General features: G+C 64.6%; 15 protein-coding genes. 4 read left to right on the plus strand and 11 right to left on the minus strand.

What is annotated here, in order from left to right; genetic code table 11:
* Positions 1 to 3: 3 nt before the first annotated feature.
* On the minus strand, positions 4 to 2520 hold the full coding sequence (gene ligD / locus U5A58_RS15455; protein WP_321962054.1) for a DNA ligase D: 2517 nt from the start codon (positions 2518 to 2520) through the stop codon (positions 4 to 6).
* Between the two features lie 227 nt (positions 2521 to 2747).
* Here ligD and U5A58_RS15460 point away from each other — a divergent pair, with 227 nt between their 5' ends.
* Together U5A58_RS15460 and U5A58_RS15465 are read left to right on the plus strand one after the other, a co-directional pair.
* Positions 2748 to 4538 carry a nitrite/sulfite reductase gene (locus U5A58_RS15460; protein WP_321962055.1) on the plus strand — a complete coding sequence of 597 codons (1791 nt, stop codon included), beginning with the start codon at positions 2748 to 2750 and terminating at the stop codon, positions 4536 to 4538.
* Positions 4535 to 4930 carry a DUF934 domain-containing protein gene (locus tag U5A58_RS15465; RefSeq protein WP_321962056.1) on the plus strand — a complete coding sequence of 132 codons (396 nt, stop codon included), beginning with the start codon at positions 4535 to 4537 and terminating at the stop codon, positions 4928 to 4930. The genes U5A58_RS15460 and U5A58_RS15465 overlap by 4 nt, the downstream gene beginning before the upstream one ends.
* Before the next feature lie 8 nt (positions 4931 to 4938).
* Here the strand turns inward: U5A58_RS15465 and scpA are convergent, their stop codons facing one another.
* Genes scpA through U5A58_RS15510 form a run of 9 tightly spaced genes read right to left on the minus strand, consistent with a single transcriptional unit; the run spans position 4939 to position 13617 of the window.
* The gene (gene scpA / locus U5A58_RS15470; RefSeq protein ID WP_321962057.1) at positions 4939 to 7017 is read right to left on the minus strand and encodes a methylmalonyl-CoA mutase; all 2079 of its coding nucleotides are present in this window, start codon (positions 7015 to 7017) and stop codon (positions 4939 to 4941) included.
* Positions 7010 to 7873, minus strand: a complete 864-nt coding sequence (locus U5A58_RS15475; protein WP_321962058.1) for a Pnap_2097 family protein — start codon at positions 7871 to 7873, stop codon at positions 7010 to 7012. The genes scpA and U5A58_RS15475 overlap by 8 nt, the downstream gene beginning before the upstream one ends.
* Entirely contained in the window at positions 7857 to 9140 is a 1284-nt protein-coding gene (locus U5A58_RS15480; RefSeq protein ID WP_321962059.1) for an MSMEG_0569 family flavin-dependent oxidoreductase, read from the minus strand. Before U5A58_RS15480 ends, U5A58_RS15475 begins: the two co-directional genes overlap by 17 nt.
* 19 nt (positions 9141 to 9159) lie before the next feature.
* The gene (locus U5A58_RS15485) at positions 9160 to 9441 is read right to left on the minus strand and encodes an MSMEG_0570 family nitrogen starvation response protein (protein WP_321962060.1); all 282 of its coding nucleotides are present in this window, start codon (positions 9439 to 9441) and stop codon (positions 9160 to 9162) included.
* A gap of 22 nt (positions 9442 to 9463) precedes the next feature.
* Positions 9464 to 10480, minus strand: a complete 1017-nt coding sequence (locus tag U5A58_RS15490; RefSeq protein ID WP_321962061.1) for a sll0787 family AIR synthase-like protein — start codon at positions 10478 to 10480, stop codon at positions 9464 to 9466.
* Positions 10477 to 11022: an MSMEG_0567/Sll0786 family nitrogen starvation N-acetyltransferase gene (locus tag U5A58_RS15495; RefSeq protein WP_415774230.1), complete on the minus strand. Its 546-nt coding sequence runs from the start codon at positions 11020 to 11022 to the stop codon at positions 10477 to 10479. Before U5A58_RS15495 ends, U5A58_RS15490 begins: the two co-directional genes overlap by 4 nt.
* The gene (locus tag U5A58_RS15500; protein WP_321962062.1) at positions 11019 to 12140 is read right to left on the minus strand and encodes an MSMEG_0568 family radical SAM protein; all 1122 of its coding nucleotides are present in this window, start codon (positions 12138 to 12140) and stop codon (positions 11019 to 11021) included. The genes U5A58_RS15495 and U5A58_RS15500 overlap by 4 nt, the downstream gene beginning before the upstream one ends.
* Positions 12091 to 13116, minus strand: coding sequence for a Nit6803 family nitrilase (locus U5A58_RS15505; RefSeq protein WP_321962063.1), 1026 nt, complete (start codon positions 13114 to 13116; stop codon positions 12091 to 12093). Before U5A58_RS15505 ends, U5A58_RS15500 begins: the two co-directional genes overlap by 50 nt.
* Positions 13117 to 13134: 18 nt before the next feature.
* Positions 13135 to 13617: an MSMEG_0572/Sll0783 family nitrogen starvation response protein gene (locus U5A58_RS15510; RefSeq protein ID WP_321914559.1), complete on the minus strand. Its 483-nt coding sequence runs from the start codon at positions 13615 to 13617 to the stop codon at positions 13135 to 13137.
* Positions 13618 to 13986: 369 nt separating this feature from the next.
* Here U5A58_RS15510 and U5A58_RS15515 point away from each other — a divergent pair, with 369 nt between their 5' ends.
* Positions 13987 to 15378, plus strand: a complete 1392-nt coding sequence (locus U5A58_RS15515) for a PLP-dependent aminotransferase family protein (protein ID WP_321962155.1) — start codon at positions 13987 to 13989, stop codon at positions 15376 to 15378.
* A 79-nt stretch (positions 15379 to 15457) separates the two neighbouring features.
* Entirely contained in the window at positions 15458 to 15904 is a 447-nt protein-coding gene (gene arsN2, locus U5A58_RS15520; protein WP_321962064.1) for an arsenic resistance N-acetyltransferase ArsN2, read from the plus strand.
* A gap of 110 nt (positions 15905 to 16014) precedes the next feature.
* Here the strand turns inward: arsN2 and U5A58_RS15525 are convergent, their stop codons facing one another.
* Positions 16015 to 16653 carry a hypothetical protein gene (locus tag U5A58_RS15525; RefSeq protein WP_321962065.1) on the minus strand — a complete coding sequence of 213 codons (639 nt, stop codon included), beginning with the start codon at positions 16651 to 16653 and terminating at the stop codon, positions 16015 to 16017.
* Between the last annotated feature and the right edge of the window lie 4 nt (positions 16654 to 16657).

Below are 16657 nucleotides of genomic sequence, written 5' to 3' on the forward strand. Positions count from 1 at the left end.
GTTTCATTTTAGGAGCTTTATGGCCGATGCCAATGATTGCGCCGCCGCCCCGTAATCCGCCCACGGGTCCTGCTGCTGGAAGCTGAGGTAATCGCGAGCGGTCTGCACCGTCCACTGCGCGCCGCTTTTCAGGTCGTTCAACTGCTCCCAGGCAACCGGCATCGAGACGCCCATTCCGGCCCGCGCCCGCGCGGAAAACGCCGCGGCGGTCGTCTGCCCCTTGCCGTTGCGCAGGTAATCGACGTAGACCTTGCCGATGCGGTTCGAAGCCCCCGCGGTCGCCGAAAAGCGCTCGGGAATCGTTTTCGCGAGATGCCGCACGAAGGCCTGCGAGAACGATTTGACCGCCTCGTAGCCCAGCCGTGGGGCCAGCGGCACGACGACATGCAGCCCTTTCCCGCCGCTCGTTTTCAGCCAGGCTTCCAGCCCCAGTTCCGAGAGCAGCGTTTGAACCAGGAGCGCGGCTTCCTGAACGCGCCCCCATTTCACGCCCTCGCCGGGGTCCAGGTCGAAGATGACGCGGTCGGGCTTGTCGAGTCGCCGGACCGTCGAATTCCACGTATGAAACTCGACGACATTCATTTGGGCCGCCGACAGCAGGGCGTCGACGGTGTCGACGGTTAGCAGCGGCGGATGATTCGGCCAAAGACTGCGGTCATGAGCCGTCAGGCCGGGCATGTTCGTTCTCTCGGCATGCTTCTGGAAGAACAGCTGTTCCGCAATGCCGTCGGGGGCACGGACCATGGCGAGGGGCCGCGCCTTCAGATGCGGCAGTATCCGCTCCGCGATGCTCGCGTAGTAGCGCACCAGGTCTGCCTTCGTGATGCCGGTCGTCGGGTCGACGACACGTTCCGGATGCGTGATTTTCAGCTTCGGCGAAGGTTCAGGCGCCTGCGTCTTCCCCCCCTCCCGGACCACGCCGCGTGGCGGCTTGTCGATTCGCAGACCTCTGAACGAGGCCTGGCGGATGACGCCATCGGTGGTCCAGTCCGCGAATTCGACTTCCGCGACGAGTTCGGGGCGAACCCAGCGCTCGCTGCCGGCCGAACGCCGGGACCACCGGCGCGACCTGGCGACATCGACATCAAATGGTGCCGCATCGGCTTCGAGCGGCGTCAGCCGCGTCCACAGGTCTTGCGCCGTCCGCGCATTCCAGCCGGTGCCGACGCTTCCGGCGTCGCGAAGCTTGCCGTCTACGTAATAGCCCAGCAGCAGGCTGCCAATCTCGCCGTCCTTGCCGCCACGTGCGGTGAAGCCACAGATGACCAGTTCCTGGCGAAGCCGGGATTTCGCCTTGAGCCACGTTTGTGTGCGCCCCGGTTCATAGGGCGCGTCGCGGCGCTTGAGCATGAGGCCTTCAAGACCCAGACCTGCGGCCGCTTCGAACAGCTGGGCAGGAGGCGCCTCGAAATGCTGGCTGAACCGGATGTGCTCGCCCGCATTTTCAAGGACCTGCGCGAGAAGCGCGCGCCTCGTCCAAAGGGGCACCTTTCTGAGGTCTTTCCCGTCCAGGTACATCAGGTCGAACAGGAAGTAGACGATGTCCTGTCTTGCCGCCCCGTCTATCGCCTCTTGCAGCGCGGCGAAACTCGGAATGCCATTTTTGAGGACTGCGATTTCACCATCCAGCCATGCACTGTTGAGTGGAAGCGCTCCAACCTCTGCAGCAAGCTCGGGAAACTTCGTTGTCCAGTCTAGTCCGCCGCGCGTGATGAGTCGCACCTGCCCTTTGGCGACACGGGACAGCATGCGATAGCCATCGAGTTTAGCTTCGGTTAGCCAGTCTCCGCTCGTGGGCAGCGTTGCCGCCAGGGTCGCGAGTTGCGGCTCGAGTTTGGCCGGCAGCGGCGCGGTCACCCCTGCGGAAAGGTCCACCTGGGGCGCTGCGCCGCGCGCAGGCCTCACCTCCCTCGGCTCGCGTTCTTCAATGAGCCCGAGCGGTTTCGCCGTCACGCTGTCGGGAAGCGCCTTGATGACATCGTATTCCGCCAGCGGTTGTGCCCATGCATCGCGCTTCTTGAACAGCATCCACGGGTCCTGCTTGTCGTCGGGCTTCGAGATCCGAACCAGTTCCCAGAGTCCTGCGAGCTTTTCGCCGTGGAGCCGGAAGACCAGCTTGCCAGCCGTCATGCCCTCCTGCGGATCGCCGACAGGCTCCCATGTGCCGCGGTCCCAGACAATGACGTCACCGGCGCCGTAGTGCCTGGGGGGAATCGTCCCTTCGAAGCGGGAATATTCGACCGGATGGTCCTCCACGTGAATGGCCATGCGCTTTTCCTTCGGGTCGTAACAAGGGCCCTTGGGCACGGCCCACGACAACATCACCCCATCGAGTTCGAGCCGGAAATCGTAATGCAGCCGGCTTGCCCAGTGCTTCTGCACGACAAAGCTCAGATGTCCGTGGTCGACGGACTGACTGGCAGCCGACGGCGCCGGTTCGGGCGTGACACGGAAGTCCCGCTTCTTGCGATAGCGGGAAAGCGGCGGAGACGACGGATCGCGGTCGCGGGTTGGGGCCATGACGATAGTCTAGGAAGAACGCTCGCCTGGTGCGTCGCAAACGCAACGCCCGAAGTGAAACCGCACGCCGCGTTCGTCGGGCGGCGGAACCGGGACGTGAATGCCACGCGTATGCGCTGCATCTGCTGCGCTCATTTAGGCGTCATCTGCTCATTGAGGCGCCTCCCGCGGCGCGATAACGTCTTCCCTCCGCGTCCACCGCACGCCCAGCCTATTCGCAGCTACCTATGTATCGCTACAACGAATTCGACAAAGCCTTCGTGGCGAACCGCGCCGCGCAGTTTCGCGACCAGATCGAACGCTGGCAAAGCGGCCAGCTAAGCGAGGACGCGTTTCGCCCGCTGCGCCTGCAAAACGGCTGGTACGTGCAGCGTCACGCGCCCATGCTGCGTGTCGCCGTACCGTATGGCGAGCTATCGAGCGCGCAGCTTCGCGTGCTCGCGCGGGTTGCCCGCGAATACGATCAGCCCGAAGCCGAGGTCTACCAACGCGCCATGGAGGCCCAGCGCAAGCTTGGCACCGTGCGCCTGCCAACCCACCACGCGCACTTCACGACGCGCACCAACGTTCAGTTCAACTGGATTCCGCTGTCGAAAGCCGCCGATGTGATGGATCTGCTCGCCACGGTCGACATGCACGGCATCCAGACGAGCGGCAACTGCATCCGCAATATTTCATGCGACGAGCGCGCAGGCGTGGCGCCCGACGAGATCGCCGACCCGCGACCCTTCGCCGAAATCATGCGGCAATGGACGACGCTGCATCCCGAGTTCGCATTCCTGCCGCGCAAGTTCAAGATCGCGGTGACGGGCGCCACGGAAGATCGCGCGGCGACCGGCTGGCACGACGTCGGGCTGCGCCTCGTGCACGATGCAAACGGTGAACTGGGCTTTCGCGTCACGGTGGGCGGCGGCATGGGGCGCACGCCGGTCATCGGCATCGTGTTGCGCGAATTCCTGCCGTGGCGGCACATCATGAACTACATCGAGGCGGTCGTTCGCGTGTACAACCAGTTCGGCCGGCGCGACAACAAATACAAGGCGCGCATCAAGATTCTCGCAAAAGCCGAGGGTCAGCGGTTCGTCGACGAAGTCGAGGAGGAGTTCCGGCAGATCGTCGAGCTCGACGGCGGCCCACATACGATCCCTCAACCCGAACTGGACCGCATGCGCGCGTATTTCGTCGTGCCGGAGCAAGCAGCCGCCTGCCGCCCCGCCAACGCCGCCGCTGCCGCCGCACGCGAGGACGCGGCCCGCCAAACGCCGCAGTTCCAGCGCTGGCTCGAGCGCAACGTCGCGCCGCACAAAGACCCCTCGCTGCGCATCGTCACACTCTCGTTCAAGCGCGTCCTGCAGGCGCCAGGAGACGCCTCGGCAGACCAGCTCGAGCGCGTGGCGGATCTCGTGGACCGCTTCTCGGCCGGTGAAGCGCGTGTGACGCACACACAGAACATCGTCCTGCCATGGGTTCATGCCGACGACCTGCTGCCGCTTTGGCGCGCGGCCGTCGACACCCAGCTCGCCAGCGCCAACGTGCATCTGCTCACCGACATGATCGCGTGCCCCGGCGGCGACTTCTGCGCGCTCGCCAACGCGCGCTCGCTGCCGATCGCGCAGAGCATCATGGAGCGCTACCAGGACCTCGACGAACTGAACGACATCGGCGAGATCGATTTGCACATCAGCGGCTGCATCAATTCGTGCGGCCATCATCACAGCGGCCATATCGGCATACTCGGCGTCGACAAGGACGGCGCGGAGTGGTACCAGATTACGCTCGGCGGCGCGGACGGCTCCACGCGCAGCGGCGACGCGCGGCCCGGCAAGGTCATTGGCCCGTCGTTTGCCGCGCACGAGGTGACCGACGCCGTCGAAGCGGTGATCGGCTGCTATCTGGCGCTGCGCGAGCACGGCGGCGAACGCCGCGAGACGTTCATCGAAACCGTGCGCCGGGTCGGGCTCGAACCGTTCAAGGCGGCTGCGGACACCGTTCGCGCAACCGTGGAGGACCCAGCATGAAGACCGTTGCACGCATTCGCCTGCTCGGCGCACACGACAATGCCGCCGATGCAGCCACGCCAGTCGTCGCGTTGCCAAACGACGCGGACCCACTCGCCTATGCCGCCGAAATCGCAGGCGCCGCGCGGGTCGAGCTGCACTTTCCTTCATTCACCGATGGCCGTGCGTATAGCCAGGCTTATCTCGTGCGCCGCCGGCTCGGCTTCAAGGGGGACCTGCGGGCGACGGGCGAAGTGCTCGTCGACCAGGTGCTGCAGATGGAACGCATGGGCTTTTCGAGCGCGGTGCTGTGCACGGACCTCGCCCTCGCAGACGCACAGCGTCAACTCGAACGCTTCCCGGCGTTCTATCAGGGCGATCTCCTTCGCGAAGCGCCGTACCGGGAAGCTTGAACTACGCGTCATGACGTGCAGCAATCCTGTAGAGACGATGTCACTTCATTCAGGATTCCAATGAGATCTAGTGCGATCTGATCGAGCGGCGTGTCCGGTCCGAATATCTTCCGCACACCGCAGGTGAACAGCGATTCGTGATGCGCCTCCGGCACGATGCCGCCAAGCACCACCGGAGCGCCGCAGCCGCGCTCGCGCAACGCGCCGAGCAGCGCGGGCACCAGCGTCGCGTGCGCACCCGCGAGCGTCGAAACCCCAACGATATCGGGCTCGCGTGCGTGCGCCCAGCCAGCCGCCTCGTGTGGCGTCGCAAAGAGCGGCCCCAGGCTGACGTCGAAACCTGCGTCGCCAAGCGCCGCCGCCACGACACGCGCGCCGCGATCATGGCCGTCCTGCCCTAGCTTCACGAGCGCCATGCGCGGCTTGCGTCCATACGCTGCGCGCCAGTGTTCGACAGCATCTTGCGCCTTGCGCCACGCGGCGTCGCGCTCGCGTGCGCCCGACCAGGCGTGAGCCTCGCAAGCGAGCGCGGCGTGCCTGCGTGGCCACACGCGCTCGAGCGCCGCGGTGCATTCGCCAACCGTCGCGCGCGCGCGAATCGCGGTTATCGTCGCGGCGAGCAAATTGCCCTCGCCCGTGCATGCGCATTGCGTCAGCGCATCGAGTGCGGTGGCCACTCGTAGCGCATCGCGGGTCGATTTCATCTGCCGCAAGCGCTCGACCTGCATCGCGCGCACCATGCGGGCGTCGACTTCGAGCCGCTCGCTCCCGGTGGCGTGCGCCTCGCGGCTATGATTCACGCCGACCACCACGCGCTCGCCCGAGTCCATCTGCGCCTGCATGCGAGCCGCGCCGCGATGCAAACGCGCCTGTACCCAGCCCGATTCGATGGCGGCGATTACGCCGCCTTGACTATCGATTTCGGCGAGCAGCGCTTTCACGGCTTCCACCGTGCGCGCCGTGAGTGATTCGATCAAATACGAGCCACCCCATGGATCCACCACGTCGCACAGGCCCATTTCGTGCTGCAAGATCGCTTGCGTGTCGCGCGCGAGCGTAGCAGCCGCCTCGCCCGGAAGCGAAAGCGCTTCGTCCCACGCGTTCGTGTGCAGCGACTGCGTGCCGCCGAACATGGCTGCCATGGCCTCCACGGTCGTACGCACGACGTTGTTCTGCGCACGCTGCGCGTGCAGGCTCGACCCGGCGGTCTGGCAATGCATGCGCAGTTGCATCGCGCGCGGCAAGTGCACGCCGAGTGCCTGCGTGAATTCGGCCCACAACACCCGCGCCGCGCGCAGCTTGGCGATTTCGCCAAAAAAGTCTCGCCCCACAGCGAAAAAAAAGCTCAGCTGCGCGCATACGCTTTCTGCATCGGCCCCTTGTTCGACCAGCCGCCGGACGTATTCGCGCGCGTTGGCGAGCGTGAGCGCAAGTTCGAGCACGCCATCCGCGCCCGCTTCGTGCAGGTGATACCCGGAAATCGACATCGCGTTGAAATGAGGCAAATGCGCGAGCAGGTAGTGCACCACGTCGGTCGCAATCCGCAACGAGGGCTCGGGCGCAAAGATATACGCGTTGCGCGCCATGAACTCCTTGAGAATGTCGTTCTGGATCGTGCCGCGCAGTTGCGCCACGTCGAAGCCCGACTCCTCGGCCGCGACAATGAAAGCGGCGAGCACGGGCAGCACCGCCCCGCTCATCGTCATCGATACGGAGACTTCGTCGAGCGCCACGCCATCGAAGAGCCGCTTCATGTCCTCGACGGCGTCGATCGCAACGCCCGCCATGCCCACCTCGGCGGCTGCGCGCTCATGGTCCGAGTCGTAGCCGCGATGCGTGGGCAAATCAAACGCGACTGACAAACCCTTCGCGCCACTTTCGAGCGCCGCCCGGTACGCGAGATTCGAGGTGGCGGCGTCGGCGTAGCCCGCGTACTGGCGAATAGTCCATGGGCGCTGCGTGTACATCGTCGCGTGTATGCCGCGCTGGAACGGATACTCGCCAGGACGCGCGTCGAGCCACGGCACGTCGGCGAGATCGGTCTGCGTATAAAGCGCCTTGCGCGGCGCCATAGGGGCTTCATTCATGCGACCACCGTTTATGTGTGACGACGTCGGCAATGCGCACGCCATCCGCCGCGCGCGAAATGGCGCACCAGTGCGAGAGCCCGTCGTGGCCCGCATGGCGCGCGCCGAACGACAGCGTGAGCCGGTCGCCGACATTCGCGTTGCCATAGAACGCCATGTCGCGCTCGACGAGCGTGGGCGGCGCGGAATGCTGCGCGGACCGCCAATGCCACTCGGCGCGCTCGACCATCGACTGGAAGCTCGCGAAATACAGCAGATGCGCGCCGTTGAAATCGAGCGAGGGACAAGGCAGATAGTCGACCCCATGTTCGACTGCATGCGCCGCGCGATCGAGACGGCCATGCCGCGTCCAGTCGCCCGAGCGCAGCCGCTTTGCTTGCGCGATCAGTTCATGCGCGGCGGCGGGCGTCGCCGGCGCGGGCGCACCGGCGAACATCGCTTTGCATACCGAACGGTTGTCGCCGGCCTGCTCGCGCCGCACGAACGTAGACATCATCTCGACTTTCGCAATCGCGCTCTCGGTGGTGAAAACGCGAAACTGGCCGAAGTGGCGCGCGCCCGCAATTCGTTTCACATCCGCTTCGATCGCGAAGCGCTGGTTCTCGCTCACGTCTTCGAGGCGCGCTTCGCACACGCGAATTGCCGTGAAGGCCGCATACGATTTGCGGCCTTCGTCGTCGTAGAAGTCCGGCGTGTTCAGTTGCGCCTGTGCCGCCAGCGCGTTCCAGTGCAGTTGCCCGCATGTGCGCAGGAGCCACTGCTCGGAGAGCCCTGCGAACGCCAGCTCCGGCATGCCCGCGACGTAGTGCGTGCGGGTTTGCGCGGGCACACGCTCGCTGTCACGCCGCGCGCGCATCGAGCCTCGCAGGCGCTGAAATGCAGTCGGCCAGATACGCGGCGTCGCGCGCGATGCCCGAGAAGCGCCCCGAGCCCCATGTATGCAGCCACGGCAGGCCCAGAAAATAGAGCCCCTCCTGCACCGTCACGCCGCGCGCGTGGCCCGGATAGCCGCGCCCATTGAAGACCGGCAGATCGATCCAGCCGAAGTCGGGCTGAAAACCGATGCACCAGATAATGCTGCCGATGCCGCTCGCGGCGAGATCGAGCGACGTGCGCTCCTGCTGCGGCGTCCAGACCGGACGATACGGTTCGCCCGGCGGCGCGTCGATACCGTTCTGTGCGATGAAGCGATCGATCGATGTGTTGATGCGATTGTACGTGTCGTCGGCGCTGTCGAGATTGGCGCGCAGATTCCCTTTGAAGCGCAACTTGCCGTCGGCAAAATCCTCGAGCACGCCGTACAGTTCCATGCCTTCGCTCGCGAACCTGCGCAGATCGATATCGCGCCCGCCGTCGCGGCCCGTGACGTAGTGATTCGTGTTGTCACGCACGCCTTCGCGTAGCGGATGGTCTTCGACTGGCATGTCGTAGTACTTCATATCGGCGAGCCAGTCGACCACGTCGCGGCCGCGATAAAAGCGTGCGCAGCGCGGCGCTTCGCCGACGGCGAGCACGACCTTGCGCCCCGCGAGATGCAGGTCTTCGGCGATCTGCGCGCCCGATTGACCCGAACCGACCACGAGCACCGCGCCCTCGGGCAACGCCGCCGGATTGCGATACTCCGACGATTGCATCTGCACGATCGAAGCGGGAAGCCGCTCGGCCATGCGCGGCACGATCGGCGTGTGATAGCCGCCCGAGGCGATCACGACCTGGTCCGCGCTCAACGACCCCTCGCTGGTCTGCACGAGAAAGCCGCCGTTGGGCCGCTTCGACACGCGCGTGACGGCCACGCCTTCGCGCACAGGGGCATCGACATGGCGTATGAAGCCGTCGAGCCACGCGATGATTTCGTTCTTCTTCATGAAGCCGTGCGGTTCGTCGCCGCGATACGGATAGCCCGGCAGCGCGCATTGCCAGTTCGGCGTGACAAGCGAGAACGCGTCCCAGCGCTGTTCGCGCCACGTATGCGTGACGGTGCGCTTTTCGAGCACGACATGATCGATGCCGCGTTGCTTGAGGTAGTAGCTCATCGACAGGCCGGCCTGGCCGCCGCCGATGACCGCCACGCTGAAATGCGCTTCGGGAACCGGCGGGTTGGCCGCGTTCGTCTGGGTGGACATGCGAATCTCCTTGATAGGTTCAGTCGACGCTCACGACGGTCACCTGCGCCGCCGGTTGCGAACGGAATGGCTGTGCAGCGAGTTCGATCGCTGTCCACTGGTCCTGCGCCGACGAACACGCGTAGCCGAACTTCTCGCGCACACGCTCGGACGCCGCGCACAGCGCGTCGTGCGCCCTGGCGAGAAAAAGCTCGAGCGGGTAGACGCCGGGTTGCAGATGCTCGCGCACGATGGTCGAGGGGGAATAACAGCGCGCTTCGTGGCCGTCGGGCCAGCGCACCACGAAATGGGTAACAGGCATGGTTGCTCTCCGGGAGGGGCGCTCAGGTAGACGTGCAAACGGTTGGCTGCTCGAACGCGCGCGTCGCGCGCCGGTCGGCGGGCACGATGAACGGCTGCGCGTCGAGACGCCAGACGCTGCGCGTTGCGCCGCCGAGTTGCAGGTCGATGGACGGGTCGCCGTGAATTTCGCCGATCTGCGCACATGCGATGTCGCGCGCCTGAAAACGCGCGATGACCGCATCGACATGCTCGTCCCGTACGCTCAGCAAATAGCCGAAGCTCGGGAAAATCTCGAGCCAGCGCGCGAGCGGCACGTCCGCAGGCTTGGGCAATCGATCGAGATCGATGCGCACGCCCACACGCGAGCACTCGGCCAGCATCATCGCGGTTCCCGCGATGCCCGCCATGCTGATGTCCTTCGCAGCCGCGCAGAGCCCGCTTTCGGCAAGTTCCGCGAGCACCGCCAGGTCACCGCGCAGACGGTGTGCGGGCGCTTCGGTCGCGGCGTTCCAGTACGGATACGGCTCCACGAACGCGCCGCGCAGGTCCACGGCCATGAGCAGCTTCTCGCCGGCCCGTGCCGCAAAGCTCGAAAGCAGATGCTTCGCACGACCTACGATTGCCACCGCGAGTTGCGTGCGCTCGCTGCGCGCGTTGCTATGGCCGCCCACGATCGGCACGCCCAGTTGCCGCGACGCCGCCGCCATGCCTTCGAGCACCGGCGCGGCGGGTTCCAGGCCATCGCTCCAGATCACATCGACGACAGCAGTCGGCCGGCCGCCCATCGCGCACACGTCGCTCACGTTCACGAGCACCGAGCAGTAGCCCGCGAACCACGGCATCGCCTCGATCAGGTCGCTCACCATGCCTTCGGCGGCGAAGAGCAGATACCCGTCGCCGTCGGGTATCGCGGCGCAGTCGTCGCCTGCGGCCATCATCGCGGAGTCTGCGTTGCCCTTGCTACCTGCGTCGAGCACGGCCAGCACAGGCGCGATATCGGACTTGTGCGCAACGCCGCGGCTCGCGCGCAGTTTTGCCAAGATTTCGTCGAGCGTCATGCCGCCCTCCGCTGATCGACGACGAAGCCGTCGAAAGGCGTGGCGCAGGGCGGATAGTGTGCGAGATCGGCACGCATGACGTGATGCGCGCGCCCGAAGACCATCGCCTCTTCGACCGTGTGCCAGTGCAGCCGGCGAAAGAGCGGCGCATTCTGCGCCTGAACGTGCGCGAGGAACGTCTCGCAGCCGAATGCATGCGCGCTGCTCACAGCAAGGCGGATCAAGGTCGCGCCAATGCGGCCGTGACGCCGGTATGGCGCGCTGACCGCGAGGCGCGAGCCGTACCATGCCGCTTCCGTCGCGTGATCGCGATGAATCCGGACGGTGCCGACCACCTGCGGCGACTCGCCGTGCGGATTGACAACGGCCACGAGCAGTTGCGCGTGTGCGTCGATCTCATCACGATCGTCGTGCGCGAAGATGCCCTGCTCCTCGCAGAACACGGCGCGGCGAATGGCAAATGCGGCTTCGCGCTCCCACGCGTAGCGCGCCCAGCGCACGACCATGAGTTCGTCCCCGGCACCAGGATGCATCGCGTTCATGCCGCCACCTTTTCGAATGAAGAGAGCGAAGAACACGCGCCACATTTTCCGCAGCCTGCCTTGATATCGGCCGCGCGCAAGCCCGCCTCGCGCACCATCGCGCCGAGTGGCGCGAGTATCGAGCGCATGAATTCCGGTGTGGGCGGCGCATGATCTTCGAGCGGCGTGCCGGAGATGGGCACGAACGGCACGACGAACGGATACACGCCGATCTGCAGCAGTTGCTGCGCCATTTCGAGCACACGCTCAGGCGAATCGCCGAGGCCAGCGAGAATATAGGTGCTCACCTGGCCGCGCCCGAACACCTCGACCGCCGCTTCGAACGCCGACATGTAGCGGCTCACCGGCACCGCCGCCTTGCCTGGCATGATGCGCGCGCGCTCGGCCTCCCCCAGCACTTCCAGATGCATGCCGAGCGTATCGATGCCCACCTCGCGCATGCGCGCGAACCACGCATCGTCGTCGGGCGGCTCGCATTGCGCCTGAATGGGCAGGTCGACTGCGTGCCGGATCGCACGCGCGCTGTCGCACAAAATGGCCGCGCCGCGATCGGGCGTGGGCGGCGTGCCGGTCGTGAGCACCATGTGCTTCACGTTGTCGAGCAGCACGGCCGCGCGCGCCACTTCGGCCAATTGTTGCGGCGTCTTGTGCGCGACCGTGCGCCCCGCGGCGAGCGACTGGCCAATCGCGCAGAACTTGCACGCCTTCTTGCGGCTTTCGTAGCGAATGCAGGTTTGCAGCACCGTGGTGGCAAGCACATCCGTGCCGTGCAGCGTGGCGATGTGCGAATACGGCACGCCGTCGAGCGTTTGCAGCTTGTAAAAGCGCGGCTGCTTTGCGAACGCGATCTGCGCGATCGGAATGCTGCCGCGCGTGAGCACGCTCACGCCATTGGCGTCGGGCGTATTCGCGACGAACGCGGACTGATGCGCGCTGTGCGTATGCACGGGCACCATCAGCGTGACGCCGTCGATGACCACGGCCTTGTGATCGGACGGCCCCGCGCCGCCACGCCTCGACAGCCCCTCGTGATCGGGCGCGGCAAGGCGCAGGCCGCTCGACTGCAGCTCAGTCAAGAGTTGCAGGCTCGATTCCGGGAAATTGACGCTGGCATTCATCGTGGGAACTCCATGAAGCGGTGACGGGCGTGTCGTCGAAAGAGAAAACCGGCGTGGCGGGCCGCTCGTTGATCGCGAGACTCAGCAGTTCGGGCCGCGCGTAGTGGCCAACCGAATCCATCATCCGTTTGCGCTTGGTGATGAGCGCCATGTCGAGATCGGCGATCACCATGCCCTCGCCTTCGCGCAGCGGCGCGGCCAGATGCTGACCTTCGGGCGAGACGATCGCCGCGTTGCAGCCGCCGCGCAGCGCCTTTTGCAGCTTCGGGTCGCTCGTGACGGAGGCGATCTGCGCGTCGGTCAGCCATCCCGTTGCGTTCACAACAAAACAGCCCGATTCGAGCGCGTGATGACGGATCGTCACTTCGATCTGTTCGGCGAAGATCGGCCCGACGAGCGAACCCGGAAACTGGCTGCAATGAATTTCTTCGTGCTGCGTCATCAGCGCGTAGCGCGCGAGCGGGTTGTAGTGCTCCCAGCAAGCGAGCGCGCCCACGCGGCCCACGGCCGTGTGCGCGACCTTCAGCCCGGCTGCGTCGCCCTGCCCCCAGATCATGCGTTCATGGAACGTGGGCGTGAGCTTGCGCCGCTTCACCTTGATCTGGCCGTCCGTATCGAAGATCAACTGTGTGTTGTAGAGGCTGCCGTGATCGCGCTCGTTCACGCCGAGCACGATCACCATGCCGTGCTCGCGCGCGAGCGCGCCAATGGTTTCCGTCACGGGGCCGGGTATCGTCACCGCCTGCTCGTACAGCCGCAAATGTTCCGCGCCCGACTGCACCGGCGGCAGCACGAACGAAAAGTACGGGTAGTACGGCAGAAACGTTTCGGGAAACACGGCTAGCTGCACGCCCTCGCGCGCGGCGCTGACAATCGCGTCGCCAACACGCGAGAGCGTGCCCGTGCACGATTCGAGATCCGGCGCGATCTGCACGGCGGCGGCGCGAACGATGCGCTTCGTGGATGTGGTCGACATGGCGATACCCGTGCGAACTCAAACCGTCCAGGTGTCGATCACGAGCGCGTTCGACTTGCGATGCAGCAGCTTCAGGTCGAGCACGTCGAGCGGATTGATGGCCCGCACGCCTTCGATCAGCGCGGCTTCGGTCTGGCCGTAAAGCGCTTGCAGCGCGAAGCGGCACGCGTAGACCTTGCCGCCTTCGGCCATGAACTTCATCAGCTGGTTGTTGAAGTTCAGATGGCCCGGAAAGGCTTCGGCCCCGAGCGTCGGGAAGCCGCGCTGCACGCCGAGCATCACGCCCGGGCCGTAGAGCAAGATCGACGTTTCAAAGCCTTTGCGCTGCAGGCGTGTGGCCTGGAGCATGTTGACGAAGCCGATGGAACCTTCGAACGCGACGGTATGGAACGTGACGAGCGCTTTCTCGCCGCGTTCTGCCTTGACGTCCTCGAAGACCTTCTCTTCGTAGTCGACGAGGTAGTCACCGGTCTTGTGGGCGGGCGTGGTGATGGCGGGCATTGCGTGACTCCGTTCAATGATTGGGGACTGGGGCCGACCGGTGGCCGGCGTCTCTCATTTCGCAACGGATATGCCATCAAGTGGCACGCGCCATGCAATCAATTGCCAATCAATGCCGCGTGCCGCGAATGATCCAGGTGATTTTTTCTCGCGAAGCACGAGCGAGGCGTGCGTGGACGATGTGGCCCGTCATCCGCGCAGCGCCGGGTTCGCCCCGGCACTGGGCAACACGCATGCGATTCAGGTGCATGCATGCATCATTTCGGATCATTCGATGCGATCACCTGCGATCAATTGTTTTATTTTTCACCACGCATTCTCACTAGAATGAATCAGCTCATTGTCGAAGGCGCTTTCGCGCAACGCCCCATGTCGAACGTCACCGCCCACTGGCTCAAACGGCTTGCCGAAAGCGACAAGCCCGTTTATCAGACCATTCCCGATCTCATCGAAGAAGACGTCGCGAGCGGCCGCCTGCGGCCGCGCGACCGGCTGCCGGCGCTGCGCGATCTCTCCGACGCGCTCAAGATCAACTACACCACGCTCGCGCGCGGCTATGCCGAAGCGCGCAAACGGGGCTTGATCGATTCGCGCGCGGGCAGCGGTTCATACGTGCGCGGAAGGCCGCCCGCGGTCCCGCTTCGCGCAGGTACCGCGCTGGAAATGACCATGAACATGCCGCCCGAGCCGGCGGAATTGACTGCGCTGCTCGCGGAATCGGCGGCGCAGATCATCGGCACGGCCGACCCGTGGTCCATGCTGCGTTATCAGGATTTTGGCGGCTCGCAGTACGAGCGCAGCATGGCGAGCCAGTGGCTGCGTCATACGCTGCCTTCGCATCGCACAGACGCGCTGCTGGTCTGCCCCGGCATACACAACGCGCTCGTCGCTTTGCTACTCAGGCTCGTCAAGCCCGGCGAAGCGATCTGTACCGATTGCCTCGCGTATCCCGGTTTGAAGGTGATCGCGAATCAGCTTGGCATGCCGCTCGCGCCGTTGCCGCGCGACGACGAAGGCCTCAACGCCACAGCGTTCGAAGCGCTCTGCAAGACGCGCAAGCCCGGCGTGCTCTACTGCAATCCCACGCTGCAGAATCCGACCACGCGCACGCTCTCGCAAACCCGCCGCGAGCATATTGCCGATATCGCGCTTCGCTACAACGTGCCCATCATCGAGGACGACGCCTACGGCATGCTTTGCGAAACCCCGCCCGTCGCGCTCGCCACGCTCGCGCCCGAACTCACCTACTACGTGACGGGCATGTCCAAGTGCTTCGGCGCGGGTTTGCGCGTGGCCTTTGTCGTCGCGCCGGGCGCGCGTCATGCGGAGCGGCTTTCCGGCGCGCTGCGCGCGACCACCGTGATGGCGAGTCCGTATATGTCGAATCTCGCAGCGCGCTGGATCGAGAACGGCGTTGCACAGCAGATGCTAGGGGCCATTCGCAATGAGTGCGCGGTACGCCAGCATATTGCGGCACAGGTCTTTGCCGCGCGCGAAATCGAAGCGTCCAGCGACTGCTTTCATCTTTGGCTCACGGTGCCTTCGGAAACGGGCTGGAGCGCGTCAGAACTCGCATCGCATCTGCGCACGAAGCAGATTGGCGTGGTCTCCGGCGCCGCATTCAGTACCGATGGCAATCCGCCCAATGCCGTGCGCATCTGCCTGGGCGGGCCAGGCGATGCAAGCGCGATGGAAGAGTCGCTGCACCTCGTGGCGGACATGCTCGATCATCCCGACCATCTGCATTCGCCCATGCTTTGAAGCGAGGCTTGCCCGTGAGGGGCCAGTGCAGAAAGGCAATGCTTGCCTTCCCGGCAAACGGTTACTCCTGATTGCCTGAATGAACAAGGACATGAAGATGAATATTCGTGAAGCGCAACCAGGCGACCTCAATTCGATCAGAAGACTGCTTGAGGAGAACCAACTGCCGATCGAAGACGTGACTGATGCGCTCCTGGACGATTTTCTCGTGGCGGTTGGTCCGGATCTCGTGGGCGTGGTAGGACTTGAGCGATTTGAGAGCCATGCGTTGCTGCGGTCGCTCGTTGTTGCCCGCGACGATCGCTCTCGCGGACTCGGCCAGGAACTGATCAAGAAAATGGAAAGGACGGCAAGAGCCAAAGGTGTCGCATCGCTGTGGCTTTTGACAACCACGGCGAAGGTTTTCTTTCAGAATGCGGGATATACGACAGTTCCCCGAGATGAGACTCCGGCAGTGGTGCAAGGCAGCAGGGAGTTTGCAGAGCTCTGTCCGGCGAGTGCCGTTTGCATGTGCAAGCACCTCTGACGAATACTGCGACTGCTCCAGGAAGTCAGGCCAAAAATGGCCGTGCCATACGCCTCAAAATGCTCCGCTTGCGCAATGGTCTTGTTGGGTGGGCTCCGGCAGCTGAAAGCTCAAGAATCTGCAGAACCCTCGTCTCTTCTGCCCGACTGCTTGACTGGTCGTCGCCATCTCAACTTGCGCTGCTCTATCAGCATCTTCCAGTCGAGTTTCATGAACGCGTAAACCGACGCCAGCAGTGCCAGTTGCGAAAGCGCGAAGCCGATTCCAAGATACTGCCCGTCGAGCAGGGCCTCAGGATCGACGACCTCCGATGCAAACCGCCCGAGACGAGCCCAGATCACGTAGCTCACCGTGCGCCCTGCGAAAAACGCTGCGCCGATAAACCTGAGCGGCAAGCCCGACAGCCCGTAAGCGATGAACAGATAGTTGGACGGAAACGGGCTAAGCGCATAGAGCACAAAGGCTCCGGCCGTCTTCTTCTTATGCTTCTTGAGCCATGCGCTGACCACGTCAATGTTTTGTCGATCCGCCTCGCGAATCCAGCGCCTTCTTACCAGTGAACGAGAGAAGCCGGCCAGCGCGAGTCGACCGAGCGTCGCCGCACTGGCCGCTACAAGGGCAAAGAGCAGCGGGCTGCCCTCGCGAACATTGAAGCCGACCCACGACATGGCCATCCAGGTTGGCGGCGCAAACGCCGGCATGAGATTGATGAGCAACACAATCAGAAACAGGATCGCGAGGGTCTTCACGCCG

Origin of the sequence: Paraburkholderia sp. J7 (assembly GCF_905220155.1) — a bacterium.
In the GTDB taxonomy this organism is placed as follows: Bacteria; Pseudomonadota; Gammaproteobacteria; order Burkholderiales; family Burkholderiaceae; genus Paraburkholderia.

Bases quoted from the DNA above. Each gene is read 5' to 3' on its own strand.
- ligD (WP_321962054.1), bottom strand. From the start codon at position 2,520: ATGGCCCCAACCCGCGACCGCGATCCGTCGTCTCCGCCGCTTTCCCGC.
- U5A58_RS15460 (WP_321962055.1), top strand. From the start codon at position 2,748: ATGTATCGCTACAACGAATTCGACAAAGCCTTCGTGGCGAACCGCGCC.
- U5A58_RS15465 (WP_321962056.1), top strand. From the start codon at position 4,535: ATGAAGACCGTTGCACGCATTCGCCTGCTCGGCGCACACGACAATGCC.
- scpA (WP_321962057.1), bottom strand. From the start codon at position 7,017: ATGAATGAAGCCCCTATGGCGCCGCGCAAGGCGCTTTATACGCAGACC.
- U5A58_RS15475 (WP_321962058.1), bottom strand. From the start codon at position 7,873: ATGCGCGCGCGGCGTGACAGCGAGCGTGTGCCCGCGCAAACCCGCACG.
- U5A58_RS15480 (WP_321962059.1), bottom strand. From the start codon at position 9,140: ATGTCCACCCAGACGAACGCGGCCAACCCGCCGGTTCCCGAAGCGCAT.
- U5A58_RS15485 (WP_321962060.1), bottom strand. From the start codon at position 9,441: ATGCCTGTTACCCATTTCGTGGTGCGCTGGCCCGACGGCCACGAAGCG.
- U5A58_RS15490 (WP_321962061.1), bottom strand. From the start codon at position 10,480: ATGACGCTCGACGAAATCTTGGCAAAACTGCGCGCGAGCCGCGGCGTT.
- U5A58_RS15495 (WP_415774230.1), bottom strand. From the start codon at position 11,022: ATGAACGCGATGCATCCTGGTGCCGGGGACGAACTCATGGTCGTGCGC.
- U5A58_RS15500 (WP_321962062.1), bottom strand. From the start codon at position 12,140: ATGAATGCCAGCGTCAATTTCCCGGAATCGAGCCTGCAACTCTTGACT.
- U5A58_RS15505 (WP_321962063.1), bottom strand. From the start codon at position 13,116: ATGTCGACCACATCCACGAAGCGCATCGTTCGCGCCGCCGCCGTGCAG.
- U5A58_RS15510 (WP_321914559.1), bottom strand. From the start codon at position 13,617: ATGCCCGCCATCACCACGCCCGCCCACAAGACCGGTGACTACCTCGTC.
- U5A58_RS15515 (WP_321962155.1), top strand. From the start codon at position 13,987: ATGTCGAACGTCACCGCCCACTGGCTCAAACGGCTTGCCGAAAGCGAC.
- arsN2 (WP_321962064.1), top strand. From the start codon at position 15,458: ATGAACAAGGACATGAAGATGAATATTCGTGAAGCGCAACCAGGCGAC.